A 17,668-nucleotide genomic window follows, 5' to 3' on the forward strand; every position below is an offset into this window, starting at 1 on the left:
GCAGCCGCGGCCTCGGGCTCACACCCTCACCGCGTTCCCTTTTGATCCTCGTGACCGAGGAACCGTCGCGGGACAGGCTAGGCGGTTTCCGGGGGGCCGGTCAAACCGCCCCGGCCGCCCGCTTGTGGGAAAGCGGGCGGGCGATGCCGTCCTGAAGACGAATCCCGCCCGGGGACGAATCCCGCCCTGGAGCGTTGGCCCCGCGTCGACGCAGCGGGCTGTGACCGAGCCGAAGGAGCAGGAGGCACGATGTCGGATGACGGAATCACGTTCGAGCGAATCCGCGAACGCGCCCACGAGATCTGGGAGCGCAACCACCGCCCCGAGGGATTCGAGGTCGAGTTCTGGCTGATGGCCGAGCGGGAGCTGCGCGCCGAGCGCAGCCGCAACGAAGCGAGGACGGCGGTGCCCGAGCCGCAGGAGGGCGCCGGCTCCTGACGCGGCGGGGCTGCGGGACCCGTCCATCCGCGCGGGGTGGCCCCCGGAGGGGTGTCCGCCCGGTTTACGGAGCCCCCCGGCGCCGACGCGGCCCGAGCGGGCAGGAGGCGCAGGGCTCGACGGGCCCATGCCGCTGAGGCTTCCGCCACCCTGATTCCGGCCTCCTGCCGACGCGCGATGCGTCGCGCGATTCCATGGGACGTCCCGGGACGTTGCCGACGCTGGGGGCTCGCTTGGATCCGGCGATCCACAGTCCGATTTCGCGTCCGGCCGTCGGTGAGCCGAAGCGGGATCGACCTGTCGGTGTCGCGCCCTCCGCGCCCCCGTCCTCCCTTCAGATCCTGCGGTGCATCGCGGCATCGGTCGTGATCCTGGATCACGGGCGTCTGTCTTTCACCGCGGACCCCCTGTTCGGGGACGATCGGACGAGCATCGCCCGGATGTTCGGCGATCTCGGCCTCGGGACCTTCTTCGCCATCCGCGGTTGCCTGATCGCCAGGAGCCTGAATCGCCTCGGGCTCGCCGGCCCCCTGGCCCTCGCGCGGCCGCTGCTCCGCGCGGTCCGGTTCAAGCCCTTCGACACCTTCGCGCCGTTCGGCCGGCGCGGCGGGGCGGCGTCCCGCGAGGCCGGCGAGAGCGTCCCGGCGGGGGGAGCGTGACTGCCCAGGGCTCGTCGGCCCGGCAACGCATCGGGCCGCGCGGGCTGTCGGGACCGGCCGGCTCCGCTCCCGTCGGCGCGCGGATCATCCCGCTTCCTGGGCAGGTCTTGTCTTGTGCGGGTCTTGTCTTAAGAAATTCTTGTATTTGGCAATTCTTGTCATCAGAAAATCTTGTCATTGGCAATTTTACCATGGGATAGATGTCTCATGGGCCAGATTTCGCGGGCGCGTTCTTCGGCGGATACGGCTTCGGCCCGGGTCGAGGGGCGGATGGACTTGACGGCCGCTTTCGATGTGCAACGATAGTCTGCCCGATGGCGTTGAGGGGGCACATTTCAGCGCGTGCCGTGCCGATGTCCGTCCCTTGGGAACCCCTCGATGAACCGGTCGCCCGATCAGGCGCATGATCCCGAGCGTCTCGGGGAGGCTCCGCCGGCCCGGTCCGTCCGGGCGGCGGTCGGCCGTCTCCTGCACGGCGGATCGATCCTGGCCGCCCTCGGCCTCGGCGTGGGACTGACCTTGGCCTGGGTGATCTTCCTCTGCTGGGCGGCTTATGGGCTGCTGTGGCTTGTAATAGGATGACGACCGCAGTGCAGCTTCAATGCTGCAAAGCACAAATCTGCTCTTTATTTCTGCTTGTGTCCTCCAAATACCTAGGTAGTCTCGGCAGCGTTGGTGTTGGTGCGCAAATGCTGCTGATCTGTTTCGCCTCGCTCGGAGCCGCCGCAAGCCAGGCCGTTCGCCTGCCCGGATTGCTCGTGATCGTCTCGCTGCTGGCGGTCGCCATCGGCGTCGAGGGCGCCCTCGAGCATCGCGCGATCGGGATCGTCCTGGCGGATGCGATCTGGATGCTCGTGGCGGTCGAGGCGACCTATATCGCGACGTCCCTGGTCTGGAACTCCGAGCCCGCGCCCGTCTCGCCCCGGAAGGCGTGACCGGCCGGCACGGGCGGGCGACGCGATTGGCGATGAGTCGGCGCGGCAGGGTTCGGCGCGGCAAGATCAGCGCGAAAAGATCCGGGTCCTGACCAGCAGGCGCAGCAGGAGCAGGCCGGCCAGGGTGCCGAGGAGCGCTCCCGTGCCGCTCGCCGCGAAATCGACGACCTGGGCGGTCCGGCCCGGAATCCAGGACTGGCCGATCTCCAGCGCGCCCCCGAGGGCCACGAGCGGCAGGGCGATCCGCCACCAGCGCCGCGCGCCGTAGCCGAGGACGAACAGCCCGGCCGCACCGCAATAGGCGACGGTGTGCTCGATCTGCCCGGGCAGCGAGGTGCGCGCCTCCCATTCCCGCGGAATCCACGAGAGCCAGACCAGGGCGGCGACGCTGAGCCAGGCCGCCACGCGGAACAGCCTCGGATAGGCGGCGTGGATTCGCGACATACCTGCTCCCGTCCTCCGTCCCTTGCCCGTCCCGGTCGCCCCGGGGCGCGGTCACCGCAGCGCAGCGCGGGCCCTGCGCCGTCCTACAGGATGGGGAGCGGGTGCGGATAGGGGACCGGGGGTGACGGCTCGCTGAACGGCGGGGCGGAACCGCAGCGCCGCGGCCGCCGGGCCGGAACCTCAGGCGCGAAACGCTGCCCGGTTCGGTCTTCGAAGATGTCGTGAAATAGAATGGCGCGCCCGAAAGGATTCGAACCTCTGACCCCCAGATTCGTAGTCTGGTGCTCTATCCAGCTGAGCTACGGGCGCCTGCGACCGGTGGGCGTTGAGTGCCGCCCCGGTGTGAGCGGGTGTTTAGAGGCTCCCTTTTGCGCTGGCAACCCTGGCCGGACAGATTTTTCGCGCCGTCGGGAATCCCGTTCCGTCCGGGCGCGACCGCGCGGGCGCCGGGATCGGTGCCCTGCCCTGCGCCGCGTCGAGGCCGAGCGCTCGACCGAACTTTCGTCCGGGCTTTCAGAGTTTTCTCGCGTTCAGCGGCGGATTCGGAGGCGATCCTGGATATCCGCACCGAACAGGTCGGGTCCTGTGCTGGCGCTGATCTTGTCATGTCATCCGCCAAGACCTGTCACGACAAGATGGAACATTTATGACAACGCGCAGGCTCGGCCATTCGTGTCCGAATGCCTGAGCTTTGGCTTGAATTTCTGGGCTCTGTTTCGAGTTCCCGGGCTCCGGCCTGGAACGCTTTGCCGTCCTGCCGAATTGAGAGGGACTTTCGCCCGTCGCCCACTCGCAGACGGATCTCAGCGTCCCAGACGCAGACTGACTAAGGAGAACGCCGTGAAACGGTCCCTGACCACCCTCGCCATCCTGACGGTCCTCGGTGCGGGTTCGGCCTTCGCCCAGACCACCGTGACCGGCACCCCCGCGCCGGACGCCAAGTCCAGCGCCACCTCCGGCGGCCAGGAGGCCGTGACCCGGCCCAACACCGACAAGCCGGACGCGACCAAGCCCGCCACCGCCAAGGCCGCGTCCAACGCCAAGCTCGAGGAAGGCGCCAACAGCTTCACCGAGGCCCAGACGCACCACCGCCTCACCGAGGCCGGCTACAAGGACGTCAAGGGCCTGACCAAGGACGACAAGGGCATCTGGCGCGGCGAAGCGGTGCTCGACGGCAAGCCGGTCAAGGTCGGCGTCGACTTCAAGGGCAACGTGGCGGCGCAGTAAGCCCGCCTCGGCCCCTCCCACCCTCGTCCGCCCACAGGAGTACCCCATGGCCCATCAGACCATCACCGCCCTGTACGACGACTACAACGATGCCAGCGCGGCCGTCTCCAAGCTGGAGGCCGCCGGCATCGCCCATTCCGACATCAGCATCGTGAGCAGCAACGAGGGCGACCGGCATGCCGGGCGCCTGCGCACCACCACCGACCTCGACGCCCCCGTCCACGGCGACACGCCCGAGAAGGCCTCCAGCGGCGCCGGCGCCGGTGCCACCGTCGGCACGGTCCTGGGCGGCGCGGCCGGGCTGTTGACCGGCCTCGGCCTCCTGGCGATCCCGGGCGTCGGCCCGGTGGTGGCGGCCGGCTGGCTCGTGGCCACGCTGACGGGCGCTGGCATCGGCGCCGCGGCCGGCGGCCTCGCCGGCGGCCTCACGGGGGCGGGCCTCAGCGAGACCGACGCCCACACCTACAGCGAGGGCGTGCGCCGCGGCGGCACCCTCGTCACCGTCCGGGCCGACCAGACCCACGCGGCCCGGGTGATGGACATCCTCGAGGAGCACGGCTCGATCGACGTCGACGAGCGCGCCCAGAACTGGCGGGCCGAGGGCTGGACCGCCCCGCAGGCGGCCGCCGCCACCTCGCCGGACGCGATCCCGGGCAACGCCCTGGGCGGCACCGTCGAGGGCCGCAACCGCGTGCGCGCCTACCCGACCACCCCGGTCTGAGCCTCCATCCCGCCGCCCGCGCCGCGCGGGCGGCCCGCAGGCCGCACCAAAGACCCCGGCGCCTTCGGCACCGGAGTTTTTTTCGCGTTCGGAGAGGTCGGGACGACGCTTCGGAGATCGGACGCGAATGCGCGCCCGGGCCATCGCCGTGGGCGGGGCCGGTCTCTCGACGCAGAATCGGGAAAAGGTGGGTCCCGGAGCCGAAGCTCCGGGTTCTGTTTCGACGGTTACCCTACCGCAAGATGCTTACGCCGCGAGGCGGGCATCCATGACAACGTTATCGTTGGCATTTAGAGTTTTGGCCAAATGCCCGAAACAGGGGTTGCCTGCGTCGAACCGGTCGAGTCCTTACCGACAGCCGCATCGTCCCGCACCGAGGTGAGAGCGAACTCGCGATCCCTTTACCGCCCAGTCGATCCTATTTCGCCCCCATCAGAAGACCACCATCGGGCGCGGGCCTGCCGCAGCGGATGGGCTTGTGGTGGAGGCGCCGGAGTACTGCCCTCCGGGTCCTGAAACGTTATTACGAACCGGTCATCAACCGCAGGTCCGATATAGGCGAAAACGCCGCGCGGGTCCAGCCGGCGCGCTATCCCGCCGCACCCGCCGGAGGCTCCCCTGCACCCGCCGTCTCCCGCGCGAACCACTCGGCGTAGGGCGTGGTGCGGGCCATGTGTCGGTTGAGGTCGGGCGCGCCGTCGTCCCACCAGACCGGGCCGCGCTCGCCGAGGCCCTGCTTGGCCGCATCGACGGCGCGGCGGGCCGCGGCGACGGCCTCCGGGTCCTGCGCCGCCTTGCCGGCCTTCACGGCCCGGCGGGCATCCATCAGGGCGGCGACGAGGGTCTCGCGTGCGGCCGGTTCGAGATCGGGCCGGGTCCGGCGCCAGAGACGGCCGCGCACCACGAGGTAGCGTCCGTCCGGGGTCATCAGGGGCGCGCCAGCCTTCCTCCGGGGCGCGGCTTTACCCCGTGTCGCGGCTTTACCCCGTGGCGCGGCCGCGGCGATGGGCCTGCTCCTCGATCAGGGCCTCGACGGCCGCGATGGTGTTCTCGAGGTCGGCGACCCGGCGCAGCACGCTGTCGGGCGGCAGCATCTCGATCTTCGCGGCTTCGGTGATGAGGGTCCTCTGAGCGTCCTTGAGACGGTTGAGGAGGGATTCCAAGTCTGACATAGCTCGGCTTTAGCGGATGCCGGGGCCATTCCGCAATGCACATCGGTGCGAGATGAGTGAGATATCCTTGGTTGTTGTCCTGCCGCGCATCGAAAACCGACGCACGACAGGGTTTCAGACTTCGGAGATCCTTTTTCCGTCTTGGCGGTCTCGGCTCAGTTCGGGTGGAAGACCACCTTCACGCAGCCGTCCTGCTTGTCGCGGAAGGTCTTGTAGAGGTCCGGACCGTCGGCGAGGTCGGCCGAGCGGTGCGTGATCAGCGAGGTCATGTCGAACTTGCCCGCCTGGATCAGCTTCGTCAGCGTCTCGAGATAGCGCTTCACGTGGGTCTGGCCGCTCTTCAGGGTCAGGCCCTTCTGCACGATCGAGCCCATGTTGACCGGCACCGGCCCGCCATAGACGCCCGGCACCGAGACGATGCCGCAGGGGCGCACGGCCTTGATCGCCTCGGCGAGCACGTAGGGGCGCTCGGTGGAGGTCAGCTTCTCCTGAAGGGTGCTGAGCACGCCGGCGATGCCGTGGCCGGCCGTGGCCTCCATGCCGACGCAGTCGATGACGGCGTCGGCGCCCTCCCCCTTGCTGATCTCCTTGATGCGCTCGAAGACGTCCTCCTTCATGAAGTCGATGACGTCGGTGGCGCCGTACTTGCGGGCGAGCGCCAGCCGCTCGGGCACGGTCTCGATCGCGATGATCCGCTCGGCGCCCATGATCTTGGCCGACTGGATCGCGAACAGGCCGACCGGTCCGGCGCCCCAGACCGCGATGATCTCGCCGCCCTTGATCTCGCAATGCTCGGCGCCCTGCCAGCCGGTGGGCAGGATGTCGGTGAGGAACAGGACCGACTCGTCGTCCATGCCGTCGGGCACCTTCATGGGGGCGACGTCGGCCATGGGCACGCGCACATACTCGGCCTGGCCCCCGGCATAGCCGCCGGTGAGGTGCGAATACCCGAACAGGCCCGCCGTGGTGTAGCCGAACTGCGCGGCCGCCATCGCGGCGTTGCGGTTCGAGCGCTGGCAGACCGAAAAGTTGCCGAGCCGGCACTGGCGGCACTCGCCGCAATTGATGTTGAAGGGCACGACGATGCGGTCGCCCTTGCGGAACTTGGTGAAGCCGGTCCCGACCTCGACCACCTCGCCCATGAACTCGTGCCCGAGGACGTCGCCCGCTTCCATGGTGGGCATCTGCCCGTCCATCAGGTGGAGGTCGGAGCCGCAGATCGCGCAGGACGTCACCTTGATGATGACGTCGCGGGCATCCTCGATCCGCGGATCGGGGACGGTGTCACAGCGGATGTCGCCCTTGCCGTGCCAGCACAGTGCCTTCATGGCGGATCTCCAGTCGCCCGGGGGCCGGAAGTCCGGCGCGCGGTCAGAATCGGGTGGGGGGGAGGCGGTGGCCGCGGACGGGCCCTCCGGACGAGAAGGTGCCCCGGCGGCGCCTTGTTCCTTAGGGGGTCTGTCCCGGTTTCCCCGGCGGCGCCTTGTTCCCTGGCGGGGCCTGTCTCGGTTTCCCTGGCGGGGCCTGTCTCGGTTTCCCTGGCGGGGCCTGGCCGGCGGAACGAGGGACGCGTCCGCCCCGTTGGCCCCGCGATCCGCGCCGGGCTCCGGGCCCGGCCGGGTGGCTTGCCCGGGAAGGCCGCATGCTGCTCCTCGTCCTGTTCCTCCTGTTCCTGGCGACCCTGGTGCTGATGGTCGTCCGGCGGCGCCATGTCGGCCGGCTGACGTCGTTCGCGACCCTGCTGGCGGCGGTGATGCTGATGATCTGGATGCAGGACAACGGCCTCCTGCCGGGCACCCGGGGGCGCTTCAGCGACGACCGCCCCCACACGAGTCTCGATCCGCCCCGGCCCGCAGCGCCCGTGCCGGCGGCGCCCATTCCCGCACAGCCCATTCCTACGCAGTCCATGCCTGCACAGTCCACGCCCGCATCGCGCGCGCCCTGACGGGCCCGACCGTCACAGCCAGGCCCCCGTGTCGCTGGATCGCGCCGGGAGGCATGGACCGTTCCGGCCGATCGTGCGTTCACCGCACGGCCCGAGCACGCGTCTTGCTCGGGGGTCCGGGTTCGTTCCATGAGCTCGGGTCCCGCATGGGCCGTCCGGAATGCGATCTGCCGGGCGGAATCGGGGCCGACGACGATCGAGGGGTAGAGGGGCCATGGCGAAAATCCTGCTGGTGGAAGATCACGAGGAGATCTGGGACTTCCTGTCCCGCCGGCTGAAGCGGCGCGGCTACGATGTGATCCTGGCGCATGACGGCGAGGCCGGCGTGCAGCAGGCGCGCACCGGCCAGCCCGATGTCATCCTCCTCGACATGAACCTGCCGATCCTGGACGGCTGGTCGGCGGCCCGCGTGCTGAAATCCGGCAGCGACACCAAGGGCATCCCGATCATCGCCCTGACCGCGCACGCCATGTCGGGCGACCGCGACAAGGCGATCCAGGCCGGCTGCAACGACTACCACCCCAAGCCGGTGGATTTCTCCAAGCTGCTCACCCAGATCAACGCCGCGGTCGGACCCCAGGCGCCCGCCATCGCCTGAGGCGCCCGCCTCCGTTCGAGGCGTCTCTCCGGACCGCCGCGCGCGCGTCCGGCGCGCCGGCCGCCGCGTCGCTCACCCCAACGAGACCCATCCCCGACATGAGCGACGATCCCATCACCGCCCGCCTCCTGCGGCAGGCGATGCCGGTCTTCACGACCCTGGCCTCGTGCCTCCTCGTGATCACCATCGCGGCGGCCCTGTATCTCGGGCGCGACATCTTCGTGCCGGTGACGCTCGCGATCCTGCTGAGCTTCGTCCTCGTGCCGGGGGTGCGCCTCCTGCGCCGCATCCGGGTGCCGCGCGCGCTCGCCGTCCTCGCCGTGGTGCTCACGGCCTTCGGGGCGCTCCTCGGGGTGTCGGTCCTCATCGCCAACGAGGCGGCCCAGCTCGCCTCGGACCTGCCGCGCTACCAGGTGACGATGCGCGAGAAGATCGCCTCCCTGAAGGAGGCGACCGCCGGCAGCGGCACCCTCTCCCGCATGGTCGACATGGTGCAGGACCTCGGCGCCGAATTGCAGCCGGACCCGAACGCCACGACCCCCGAGGGCAGCGCGGGCAGCCTCGCCCATCCGCTCCACGTGCAGATCGCCACCGCCAAGGCGGGGCTGCTCGGGACGCTGGGCGCCGTGGCCGGTCCGATCCTGCATCCCCTGGCCACCACGGGCCTGATCCTGATCTTCACGATCTTCATCCTGCTGCAGCGGGAGGACCTGCGGAACCGTGCGATCCGCCTGGCGGGCTCGGGGGATCTGCGCCGCACCACCGCGGCCATCGACGACGCGGTGGCCCGCCTGAGCCGGTTCTTCCTCGCCCAGCTCGTCCTCAACATCGCCTTCGGCGTGGTGATCGGCTTCGGCCTCTGGGTCATCGGCGTGCCGAACCCGATCCTGTTCGGGGTGCTCGCCGCGATCATGCGCTTCGTGCCCTATATCGGCGCGGCGATCAGCGCCCTCCTCCCCCTCATCGTGGCCGCCGCCGTCGATCCGGGCTGGAGCATGGTCATCGCCACCGCGATCCTGTTCGTGGTGGTGGAGCCCATCGCCGGCCACGTGGTCGAGCCGCTGCTCTACGGCCATTCCACCGGGCTCTCGCCCATCGCGGTGATCCTGGCCGCCACCCTCTGGGCCTTCCTGTGGGGGCCGATCGGCCTCGTGCTGGCGACCCCCATCACCGTCTGCCTCGTGGTGCTGGGGCGCCACATCGAGCGGCTCTGGTACCTCGACGTGATCCTGGGCGACCGCCCGGCCCTGTCGCCCCCGGAGATCTTCTACCAGCGCATGCTGGCGGGGGACCCCGAGGAGGCGATCGACCAGGGCCGGATGTTCCTCAAGGCCCGCGCCCTCGTCACCTACTACGACGAGGTCGTGCTCGCCGGCCTGCTGATGGCGCAGGAGGACCTCTCGCGCGGCACCCTCGACCGGACCCGCCAGGACGAGGTCGGCGCCGCCCTGCGCGCCGTGGTCGCCCGCCTCGGCAGCGTGCCGGGGGGCCGCGGGCTCCGGTCGGGCTCCGGCTCGGCCGGCAATTCCGAGACCTCGGCGGCCATCGCGGCGATCGGCCCCGACCGGCAGGTCGCCGCGGTGGTCCTGCGCCCCGACGACCTCCCGGCCCGCTGGCGGGCGCCGCGTCCGGTGCTGTGCGTGTCGAGCCGCGGGCCCTTCGACGAGGCCGCGACCCTGATGCTCGGCCAGATCCTCGACCGGCACGGCCTCGGGGCGCAGGTGATGTCGATGGCGCAGCTGCGCCGGGGCGAGACGCCGGACGACCTCTCGGGCATCGCCCTGGTCTGCTTCTCCTACCTGGAGCCCGTCAGCCTGTCGCAGATCCGCCTGAACGTGCGCCAGGCGCGCCGGGCCATTCCGGGCGTCCGGGTCATCGTCGGCTTCTGGCGCGAGCGCGATCCGGCCTCCCTCGACCGGCTGCGCCGCACCCTCTCCGCCGACGTGCTGGTGACCACCCTGAACGGGGCGCTCGACGCGGCCCTGACCTTCGCCAAACGGGGGTGAGGCCGGGCCGGGCCGGGCGGTGGCATTTGACATCCCCCTGGCCTTGACCCACTTCTCCCCCGCGCCGACCCCCTCTCCGGACGGGTGGCGACGCCCCCCGCACAATCTGCGCATGGTCGTCGCTGCGGGTCAGGCCCTGACGAGAGGCTCGTATCAGCACATGAAAGTCGTCGTCGTCGAGTCGCCGGCCAAGGCCAAGACGATCAATAAGTATCTCGGCCGCGACTATGAGGTCCTCGCCTCGTTCGGCCATATCCGCGACCTTCCGGCCAAGGACGGCTCCGTCGATCCGGAGGCGGACTTCCACATGCTGTGGGAGCTCGACGACCGGGGCTCGAAGCGCGTCTCCGACATCGTCAAGGCGCTGAAGGGGGCCGACGGCCTGATTCTCGCCACCGACCCGGATCGCGAGGGCGAGGCGATCTCCTGGCACGTGGTCGAGGCGCTCACCGCCCGCCGCGCCCTCAAGGGCATACCGGTGGAGCGCGTGACCTTCAACGCGATCACCAAGGCGGCGGTGGAGACCGCCATGCGCCAGCCCCGGCAGATCGACCAGGCCCTGGTCGACGCCTACCTGGCCCGCCGGGCGCTCGACTATCTCGTCGGCTTCAACCTCTCGCCGGTGCTGTGGCGCAAGCTGCCGGGCGCCCGCTCGGCCGGGCGCGTGCAGTCGGTGGCTTTGCGCCTCGTCTGCGAGCGCGAGCGCGAGATCGAGGTCTTCAAGCCGCGGGAATACTGGTCGCTGGTGGCGACCCTGGTGACCGAGACCGGCGCCAGCTTCGAGGCCCGCCTCACCGGCGCCGACGGCAAGCGCATCCAGCGCCTCGACGTCGGTTCCGGCGACGAGGCGGCGGCGTTCAAGCGCGACCTCGAACTCGCCACCTTCTCGGTCGCCAGCGTCGAGGCGAAACCCGCCAAGCGCCACCCCGCCCCGCCCTTCACCACCTCGACCCTGCAGCAGGAGGCCTCCCGCAAGCTCGGGATGGCGCCGGCCCAGACCATGCGCGCCGCCCAGAAGCTCTACGAGGGCGTCGAGATCGACGGCGAGACGGTGGGCCTGATCACCTACATGCGGACCGACGGCGTCGACATGGCGCCGGAGGCCATCGCCGATGCCCGCCGGGTCATCGGCCAGGAATACGGCGAGCGCTACCTGCCGGGGAGTCCCCGCAAGTACAGTGTCAAGGCCAAGAACGCCCAGGAGGCGCACGAGGCCGTGCGCCCCACCGACATGGGCCGGCTGCCCAAGACCGTGGCCCGCACCGTCGATGCCGAGCAGGCCAAGCTCTACGAACTGATCTGGACCCGCACGGTGGCGAGCCAGATGGAATCGGCCGAGCTGGAGCGCACCACGGTGGACGTCGTGGCCGGGGTCGGCCCGCGCAAGCTGGACTTGCGCGCCACCGGCCAGGTGGTGAAGTTCGACGGCTTCCTCACCCTCTACCAGGAGGGCAAGGACGACGAGGAGGACGAGGACGGCCGGCGCCTGCCGCCGATGAAGGCGGGCGACGCGCTCAAGCGCGAGCGCATCGCCTCGACCCAGCACTTCACCGAGCCGCCGCCGCGCTATTCCGAGGCCAGCCTCGTCAAGCGCATGGAGGAGCTCGGCATCGGCCGGCCCTCCACCTACGCCGCCGTGCTGCAGACCCTGCGCGACCGCGAATACGTGCGGATCGACAAGAAGCGGCTGGTCGCCGAGGACAAGGGCCGCCTCGTCACCGGCTTCCTCGAGAGCTTCTTCAAGCGCTACGTCGAGTACGACTTCACGGCCGACCTCGAGACGCAGCTCGACCGGGTCTCGAACGCCGAGATCGACTGGCGCGAGGTGCTGCGGGACTTCTGGCGCGACTTCTCCGCCGCGATCGCCGGCACCAAGGAGCTGCGCGTCGCCGAGGTGCTCGACGCCCTCAACGACCTGCTCGGCGCCCACATCTTCCCCGAGAAGGCCGACGGCTCGAACCCGCGCACCTGCCCGACCTGCGGCTCCGGCCAGCTCTCCCTGAAGCTCGGCAAGTTCGGCGCCTTCGTGGGCTGCTCGAACTATCCGGAGTGCAAGTACACCCGCCAGCTCGCCGCCTCGGGCGTCGAGGGCGACGGCGAGGGCTCGTCCGAGAACGGGGGCCAGCCCGGCACCCGGGTGCTCGGCAACGACCCCGTCTCCGGCCTGCCCGTGACGGTGCGCGACGGGCGCTTCGGCCCCTTCGTCCAGCTCGGCGAAGCCTCGACCGAGAAGGAGGCCCCGAAGCCCAAGCGCTCGTCGATCCCGAAGGGCACCAGCCCGTCCTCGGTCGACCTGGAGATGGCCCTGAAGCTGCTCGCCCTGCCGCGCGAGGTGGCCCGCCACCCCGAGACCGGCGAGCCGATCCTGGCCAATCTCGGCCGCTTCGGCCCCTACGTCCAGCACGGCAAGATGTACGCGAATCTCGGGCGCGACGACGACGTGCTGGAGATCGGCGCCAACCGGGCCATCGACCTCATCGTGGCCAAGGAGCAGGGCGGGGGCCGGCGCGGGCCGGCTTCCGATCCGGGCCGGCCGCTGGGCGAGCACCCCGAGACGGGCAAGCCCATCGTGGTGAAATCGGGCAAGTACGGCCCCTACGTCACCGACGGCACCACCAACGCCACGCTGCCCAAGACCATGGCGGCCGAGGCGGTCGACCTGCCCCAGGCCCTGGAGCTGATCGCCGCCCGGGAGGCCGCCGGCGGGGGCAAGAAGAAGGCGCCGGCCCGCAAGGCGGCGGGCGCCAAGGCCCCGGCGAAGAAGGCCCCGGCGAAGAAGGCGGTGACCAAGAAAGCGCCGGTGACGCAGGCTTCCGCGGAGGCGGGGGACGCGGATGCGGCGTCGCCTTCCAAGACGGCGGCTCCGAAGAAGACCGCCCCGAAGACGGCGGCTTCGAAGAAGACGGCGGCTGCCAAGAAGGCGGCGGCGCCCGCCGCCGACACGCCCGCCGCGGCGGCACGCCGGAAGGCCTAGGACCGGCGGCCGGAGCGCGCGCCGCCGGAGGCGGGCCTCGGCCGGGGTGTCGGCCGCTGTCACACCGGTGCCATGCGGGCCGGCTAGCGGGAGAGGTCGCCACCCGCCGTCCCCTCGCCTTCACGGACCCGCCGCATGACCGAACCGACGCGAACCCGCTCGCAGGCCGCGGAGGCCGCCGAGGATCGCGGGTCGAACGACAGCGCGAATCCGACCTTCGGCGACGTGGTGGCGGCCCGCTTCGACCGGCGCGACCTCCTGCGCGGGCTCCTCGGCGTCGGCGCCATCGCGGCGGTGGTGACGCCCCGCGCCCTGGCCGCCGGAGCGGCGCAGGCGGCCCAAGGTCCGGGCACCCGCTTCCCGTTCGAAGAAATCGAGGCCGGGTCGGACGCGCACCATCACGTCGCCGCCGGGCACGACGCCGAGATCCTGATCCGCTGGGGCGACCCGGTGCTGCCCGGCGCGCCGGCCTTCGACCCCCGCAACCAGACGGCGGCCGCGCAGGCCCAGCAATTCGGCTACAACAACGACTTCGTGGGCTACTTCCCCATGCCGGGGGCGGCCGACCCGGCGGCGCACGGCCTGCTCGTGGTCAACCACGAATACACCAACGAGGAACTCATGTTCCCCGGCCTCGGCCGCCAGGATACCAAGGCGGCCGACTTCAAGGGGATGACGCGGGAGCTCGTGGACATCGAGATGGCGGCCCATGGCGGCTCGGTCATCGAGATCCGCCGGCAGGACGGCAAGTGGACGGTGGTGCCGGATTCCAGATACGCCCGCCGCATCACCGCCGCGACGCCGATGGCGCTGACCGGCCCGGCCGCCGGCAGCGACCGGGTGAAGACCGCCGCCGACCCCACGGGCCGGGCGGCGCGGGGCATGATCAACAACTGCGCCGGCGGCACGACCCCCTGGGGGACGTGGCTGACCTGCGAGGAGAACATCAACTACTACTTCTCCGGCGCCTTGGCCGAGGGCGCGCCGGAGGCCGCCAACCACAAGCGCTTCAACCTGCCGGCCGGCGCCTATGCCTGGGGCCGATTCCACGAGCGCTTCGACGTCGGACACGAGCCCAACGAGCCCAACCGCTTCGGCTGGGTGGTGGAGATCGACCCGTTCGACCCGACGAGCGTTCCGAAGAAGCGCACGGCCCTGGGGCGCTTCAAGCACGAGGGCGCGGCGGGCATCGTCGCCAAGGACGGCCGTTACGTGATCTACCAGGGCGACGACGAGCGCTTCGACTACGTCTACAAGTTCGTCACCGCGGGCCGGGCCGACAGCGGCGACCGCGACCTCCTCGATTCCGGCACCCTGCATGTCGCCCGCTTCGACGCCGACGGGCGCGGCACCTGGATGCCGCTCGTCTTCGGGCAGGGGCCGCTGACGCCGGAGAACGGCTTCGCCTCGCAAGGCGACGTGGTGATCGGCGCCCGCCTCGCCGCCGACCGGCTCGGGGCCACCAAGATGGACCGGCCCGAGGACGTCGAGGCCAACCCGAAGACCGGCAAGGTCTACGTGATGCTGACCAACAACGGGAAGCGCAAGGCGGATCAGGTCGATGCCGCCAACCCGCGCGCCGACAACCGATTCGGCCACATCGTCGAGCTCACCCCCGACGACGGCGACCATGCCGCCACGGGATTCGCCTGGGAGATCCTGGTCCGCTGCGGCGATCCGAGCGTCGCGGCGGTGGGGGCCACCTTCTCGTCGGCCACCACGAAGGACGGCTGGTTCGGCATGCCGGACAACTGCGCCGTCGACGGGCTGGGCCGGCTCTGGGTCGCCACCGACGGCAACGCCCCCTCGCGGACAGGGCGCAACGACGGTATCTGGGCCATGGAGACCGAAGGGCCGGGGCGCGGCACGGGCAAGCACTTCTTCCGCGTGCCCCACGGGGCCGAGATGTGCGGCCCCTATTTCACCCCCGACGACACCACCTTCTTCGTGGCCGTCCAGCATCCCGGCGAGGCCGACGAGGAGGACCCGAAGGCGGTGCCCGCCACCTTCGAGGCGCCCGCCACCCGCTGGCCCGACTTCGACCCCGCGATGCCGCCGCGCCCCGCCGTGCTGACGATCACGAAGCGCGGCGGCGGTCGCGTCGGGACCTGAGGCGCCCCGCGGCGGGCGCCTCTCCGCAGCGATCGTCCGATCGCGCCACCGTCAGGCCTTCTTAACCACCCCCATACCATGTCATGGGGTGGTACGCCCTGTGCGGCGGGGGCTTCCGGCTCCCGCCTCTCGGAGCGGGAACCCCTTTCTGTTTCCGGTTTGTTCCGGTATGGTGAGAGGATGAAGGCGAATGCTGCACGGTCTCCCTCTGCGATCCGGCCCGCGAAGCCCGCGGCCGCACCATCACCCGCGCGAGGCGCTCCGGTGAGCGACCCCGCACGCGATCTCTTCGCCGGCGGCAAGGCGCCCCTGGCCAAGGCCGCCGAGCGTCGCAAGCTCGACGCCGTGGCGCCGCTGGCGCCGCCCGTCTCGGCCGAGGCCGGCTACGACGCCTCCACCATCGAGGTGCTGGAGGGGCTGGAGCCGGTGCGCCGCCGCCCCGGCATGTATATCGGCGGCACCGACGAGCGCGCCCTGCACCATCTCTTCGCCGAGGTGATCGACAATTCCATGGACGAGGCCGTGGCGGGCCATGCCAGCTTCATCGAGGTGGAGCTGGAGGAGAGCGGCCACCTCGTCGTCACCGACAACGGCCGCGGCATCCCGGTGGACCCGCACCCGAAATACCCCAACAAGTCCGCGCTGGAGGTCATCATGACCGTCCTGCACGCGGGCGGTAAGTTCGATTCGAAGGTCTACGAGACCTCGGGCGGCCTGCACGGCGTCGGCATCTCGGTGGTCAACGCCCTCTCGGACGAGCTCGAGGTCGAGGTCGCCCGCGGCCAGACCCTCTACCGCCAGACCTTTTCACGGGGCCACGTGCAGGGTCCGCTGGAAACGGTCGGCCGGGTGCAGAACCGGCGCGGCACCCGCGTGCGCTTCCACCCCGACGCCGAGATCTTCGGGGCGCTGACGTTCGATCCCCGCCGCCTGTTCAAGATGGCGCGCTCCAAGGCCTACCTGTTCGGCGGGGTCGAGATCCGCTGGCGCTGCGCCCCCGCCCTCCTGGAGGGTCTGGACGACGTGCCGGCCGAGACCGTGCACCGCTTCCCCGGGGGCCTGCGCGACTATCTCGCCCGCGATCTCGAGGGCAAGGACCTCGTCACCGACGCGATCTTCTCGGGCAAGATCACCAAGCCGGGCGGGCACGGCTCCCTGGAATGGGCCGTGGCCTGGATGGTGACCGACGACGGCGTCTCGGCCTCCTACTGCAACACCATCCCGACGGCCGAGGGCGGCACCCACGAGAGCGGCCTGCGGGTCGCCCTGCTGCGGGCCCTGCGCGAGCATGCCGAGCGGGTCGGCCAGGCCAAGCGGATGACGGCGGTGACCACCGACGACGTGATGGCGACCTGCGCCTCGATGCTCTCGGTCTTCATCCGCGAGCCCGAGTTCCAGGGCCAGACCAAGGACAAGCTCGCCACCGTCGAGGCCTCGCGCATCGTCGAGACCGCGATCCGCGACGCCTTCGACCATTGGCTCGCCGCCTCCCCGGCCCAGGCCAACAAGCTGCTCGACTGGGTGATCGACCGGGCCGAGGAGCGCCTGCGCCGGCGCCAGGAGAAGGAAGTCGCGCGCAAGTCCGCCACCCGCAAGCTGCGCCTGCCGGGCAAGCTCGCCGATTGCTCCAAGGCCGGCATGGCCGGCTCGGAGATCTTCATCGTCGAGGGCGACTCGGCCGGCGGCTCGGCCAAGCAGGCGCGCGACCGCGCCACCCAGGCGATCCTCCCCTTGCGCGGTAAGATCCTCAACGTCGCCTCGGCCAGCCGGGACAAGCTCGGCGCCAACCAGCTGATCTCGGACCTGACCCAGGCGCTGGGCTGCGGCACCGGCAGCGGATACCGCTCGGAGGACCTGCGCTACGAGAAGGTGATCATCATGACGGACGCCGACGTCGACGGCGCCCACATCGCCTCGCTGCTGATCACGTTCTTCTACCGGCAGATGCCCAAGCTCATCGACCGCGGGCACCTCTACCTGGCGATCCCGCCGCTCTACCGGATCAGCCAGGGGGCCAAGACGGCCTATGCCCGGGACGACGACCACAAGGCCCAGCTGATCAGGACGGTGTTCAAGGGGGGCAAGGTCGAGATCGGCCGCTTCAAGGGCCTCGGCGAGATGATGCCGGCGCAGCTGAAGGAGACCACCATGGACCCCAAGAAGCGCACGCTCCTGCGGGTCGAGGTGCTGGACGAGGCCCGCGATTCCACCGGGGACGCGGTCGAGCGGCTGATGGGCAACAAGCCCGAGGCCCGCTTCACCTTCATCTCCGAGCGCGCCGCCTTCGCCGACGGGGCGGAACTCGACATCTGAGACCGCGATCGCCCGCGCCTCCGGACGCCTGGGGCGCGGGCGACGATCGGTCGGCCGCCTGAGCGGGCTTCCGCCTCGAACGGGAGCCCAGACGCGAGAAAGCCCGGCCGCGAGGCCGGGGTTT

At 70.7% G+C, this 17,668-nt stretch carries 16 protein-coding genes, 1 tRNA gene, 1 other RNA gene and 1 riboswitch; of the genes, 12 read left to right on the forward strand and 6 right to left on the reverse strand.

The genetic code is table 11. The features are described from left to right. Positions 1 to 82, reverse strand: a riboswitch (cobalamin riboswitch). This riboswitch is flagged as partial in the annotation. 167 nt (positions 83 to 249) lie between these two features. The 4 genes from AC3WLN_RS20530 (at position 250) to AC3WLN_RS20545 (ending at position 2,032) form a co-directional block, all read left to right on the forward strand. Continuing rightward, complete coding sequence (locus tag AC3WLN_RS20530; RefSeq protein ID WP_492484357.1) at positions 250 to 438, forward strand: DUF2934 domain-containing protein; 189 nt, start codon at positions 250 to 252, stop codon at positions 436 to 438. A 440-nt stretch (positions 439 to 878) separates the two neighbouring features. After that, positions 879 to 1,097 carry a hypothetical protein gene (locus AC3WLN_RS20535; RefSeq protein ID WP_492484359.1) on the forward strand — a complete coding sequence of 73 codons (219 nt, stop codon included), beginning with the start codon at positions 879 to 881 and terminating at the stop codon, positions 1,095 to 1,097. Positions 1,098 to 1,475: 378 nt separating this feature from the next. Next, the gene (locus AC3WLN_RS20540) at positions 1,476 to 1,679 is read left to right on the forward strand and encodes a hypothetical protein (RefSeq protein ID WP_492484360.1); all 204 of its coding nucleotides are present in this window, start codon (positions 1,476 to 1,478) and stop codon (positions 1,677 to 1,679) included. 107 nt (positions 1,680 to 1,786) lie between these two features. Beyond that, positions 1,787 to 2,032, forward strand: a complete 246-nt coding sequence (locus AC3WLN_RS20545; RefSeq protein WP_492484361.1) for a hypothetical protein — start codon at positions 1,787 to 1,789, stop codon at positions 2,030 to 2,032. A gap of 66 nt (positions 2,033 to 2,098) precedes the next feature. On the opposite strand, the gene AC3WLN_RS20550 is transcribed toward AC3WLN_RS20545, so the two are convergent. Next, positions 2,099 to 2,476, reverse strand: a complete 378-nt coding sequence (locus AC3WLN_RS20550; RefSeq protein ID WP_492484363.1) for a VanZ family protein — start codon at positions 2,474 to 2,476, stop codon at positions 2,099 to 2,101. 232 nt (positions 2,477 to 2,708) lie between these two features. Then, a tRNA-Arg gene (locus tag AC3WLN_RS20555) sits at positions 2,709 to 2,785 on the reverse strand. 531 nt (positions 2,786 to 3,316) lie between these two features. Here AC3WLN_RS20555 and AC3WLN_RS20560 point away from each other — a divergent pair. Further along, positions 3,317 to 3,703: a hypothetical protein gene (locus tag AC3WLN_RS20560; protein ID WP_447677967.1), complete on the forward strand. Its 387-nt coding sequence runs from the start codon at positions 3,317 to 3,319 to the stop codon at positions 3,701 to 3,703. 46 nt (positions 3,704 to 3,749) lie between these two features. Further along, positions 3,750 to 4,424: a hypothetical protein gene (locus tag AC3WLN_RS20565; RefSeq protein ID WP_492484365.1), complete on the forward strand. Its 675-nt coding sequence runs from the start codon at positions 3,750 to 3,752 to the stop codon at positions 4,422 to 4,424. A gap of 204 nt (positions 4,425 to 4,628) precedes the next feature. Here the strand turns inward: AC3WLN_RS20565 and ssrA are convergent. From ssrA to AC3WLN_RS20585, 4 genes are all read right to left on the reverse strand, one after another. Next, positions 4,629 to 5,008: a transfer-messenger RNA gene (gene ssrA / locus AC3WLN_RS20570) on the reverse strand. Positions 5,009 to 5,013: 5 nt separating this feature from the next. After that, positions 5,014 to 5,352, reverse strand: coding sequence for a hypothetical protein (locus AC3WLN_RS20575; protein WP_492484367.1), 339 nt, complete (start codon positions 5,350 to 5,352; stop codon positions 5,014 to 5,016). Between the two features lie 52 nt (positions 5,353 to 5,404). Continuing rightward, positions 5,405 to 5,596, reverse strand: a complete 192-nt coding sequence (locus AC3WLN_RS20580) for a hypothetical protein (protein WP_056469438.1) — start codon at positions 5,594 to 5,596, stop codon at positions 5,405 to 5,407. A gap of 155 nt (positions 5,597 to 5,751) precedes the next feature. Beyond that, positions 5,752 to 6,924: a zinc-dependent alcohol dehydrogenase gene (locus tag AC3WLN_RS20585; RefSeq protein WP_492484369.1), complete on the reverse strand. Its 1,173-nt coding sequence runs from the start codon at positions 6,922 to 6,924 to the stop codon at positions 5,752 to 5,754. Between the two features lie 314 nt (positions 6,925 to 7,238). Here AC3WLN_RS20585 and AC3WLN_RS20590 point away from each other — a divergent pair, with 314 nt between their 5' ends. From AC3WLN_RS20590 to parE, 6 genes are all read left to right on the forward strand, one after another. Further along, the gene (locus AC3WLN_RS20590) at positions 7,239 to 7,541 is read left to right on the forward strand and encodes a hypothetical protein (RefSeq protein ID WP_492484371.1); all 303 of its coding nucleotides are present in this window, start codon (positions 7,239 to 7,241) and stop codon (positions 7,539 to 7,541) included. Positions 7,542 to 7,755: 214 nt separating this feature from the next. Continuing rightward, positions 7,756 to 8,139, forward strand: coding sequence for a response regulator (locus tag AC3WLN_RS20595; RefSeq protein ID WP_492484372.1), 384 nt, complete (start codon positions 7,756 to 7,758; stop codon positions 8,137 to 8,139). Between the two features lie 98 nt (positions 8,140 to 8,237). Next, positions 8,238 to 10,145, forward strand: coding sequence for an AI-2E family transporter (locus AC3WLN_RS20600; RefSeq protein ID WP_492484374.1), 1,908 nt, complete (start codon positions 8,238 to 8,240; stop codon positions 10,143 to 10,145). Positions 10,146 to 10,305: 160 nt separating this feature from the next. Then, positions 10,306 to 13,119, forward strand: a complete 2,814-nt coding sequence (gene topA, locus AC3WLN_RS20605) for a type I DNA topoisomerase (protein ID WP_492484376.1) — start codon at positions 10,306 to 10,308, stop codon at positions 13,117 to 13,119. A gap of 135 nt (positions 13,120 to 13,254) precedes the next feature. Next, positions 13,255 to 15,231 carry a PhoX family protein gene (locus AC3WLN_RS20610; protein ID WP_492484378.1) on the forward strand — a complete coding sequence of 659 codons (1,977 nt, stop codon included), beginning with the start codon at positions 13,255 to 13,257 and terminating at the stop codon, positions 15,229 to 15,231. Between the two features lie 264 nt (positions 15,232 to 15,495). Beyond that, positions 15,496 to 17,544, forward strand: a complete 2,049-nt coding sequence (parE, locus tag AC3WLN_RS20615) for a DNA topoisomerase IV subunit B (RefSeq protein ID WP_492484380.1) — start codon at positions 15,496 to 15,498, stop codon at positions 17,542 to 17,544. Positions 17,545 to 17,668 lie beyond the last annotated feature (124 nt).

The organism is Methylobacterium sp. FW306-05-D (assembly GCF_058782155.1).

Excerpts from the sequence above, each read along its gene's own strand:
- AC3WLN_RS20530 (WP_492484357.1), top strand. The coding sequence starts at position 250 with ATGTCGGATGACGGAATCACGTTCGAGCGAATCCGCGAACGCGCCCAC.
- AC3WLN_RS20535 (WP_492484359.1), top strand. The coding sequence starts at position 879 with ATGTTCGGCGATCTCGGCCTCGGGACCTTCTTCGCCATCCGCGGTTGC.
- AC3WLN_RS20540 (WP_492484360.1), top strand. The coding sequence starts at position 1,476 with ATGAACCGGTCGCCCGATCAGGCGCATGATCCCGAGCGTCTCGGGGAG.
- AC3WLN_RS20545 (WP_492484361.1), top strand. The coding sequence starts at position 1,787 with ATGCTGCTGATCTGTTTCGCCTCGCTCGGAGCCGCCGCAAGCCAGGCC.
- AC3WLN_RS20550 (WP_492484363.1), bottom strand. The coding sequence starts at position 2,476 with ATGTCGCGAATCCACGCCGCCTATCCGAGGCTGTTCCGCGTGGCGGCC.
- AC3WLN_RS20565 (WP_492484365.1), top strand. The coding sequence starts at position 3,750 with ATGGCCCATCAGACCATCACCGCCCTGTACGACGACTACAACGATGCC.
- AC3WLN_RS20575 (WP_492484367.1), bottom strand. The coding sequence starts at position 5,352 with ATGACCCCGGACGGACGCTACCTCGTGGTGCGCGGCCGTCTCTGGCGC.
- AC3WLN_RS20580 (WP_056469438.1), bottom strand. The coding sequence starts at position 5,596 with ATGTCAGACTTGGAATCCCTCCTCAACCGTCTCAAGGACGCTCAGAGG.
- AC3WLN_RS20585 (WP_492484369.1), bottom strand. The coding sequence starts at position 6,924 with ATGAAGGCACTGTGCTGGCACGGCAAGGGCGACATCCGCTGTGACACC.
- AC3WLN_RS20590 (WP_492484371.1), top strand. The coding sequence starts at position 7,239 with ATGCTGCTCCTCGTCCTGTTCCTCCTGTTCCTGGCGACCCTGGTGCTG.
- AC3WLN_RS20595 (WP_492484372.1), top strand. The coding sequence starts at position 7,756 with ATGGCGAAAATCCTGCTGGTGGAAGATCACGAGGAGATCTGGGACTTC.
- AC3WLN_RS20600 (WP_492484374.1), top strand. The coding sequence starts at position 8,238 with ATGAGCGACGATCCCATCACCGCCCGCCTCCTGCGGCAGGCGATGCCG.
- topA (WP_492484376.1), top strand. The coding sequence starts at position 10,306 with ATGAAAGTCGTCGTCGTCGAGTCGCCGGCCAAGGCCAAGACGATCAAT.
- AC3WLN_RS20610 (WP_492484378.1), top strand. The coding sequence starts at position 13,255 with ATGACCGAACCGACGCGAACCCGCTCGCAGGCCGCGGAGGCCGCCGAG.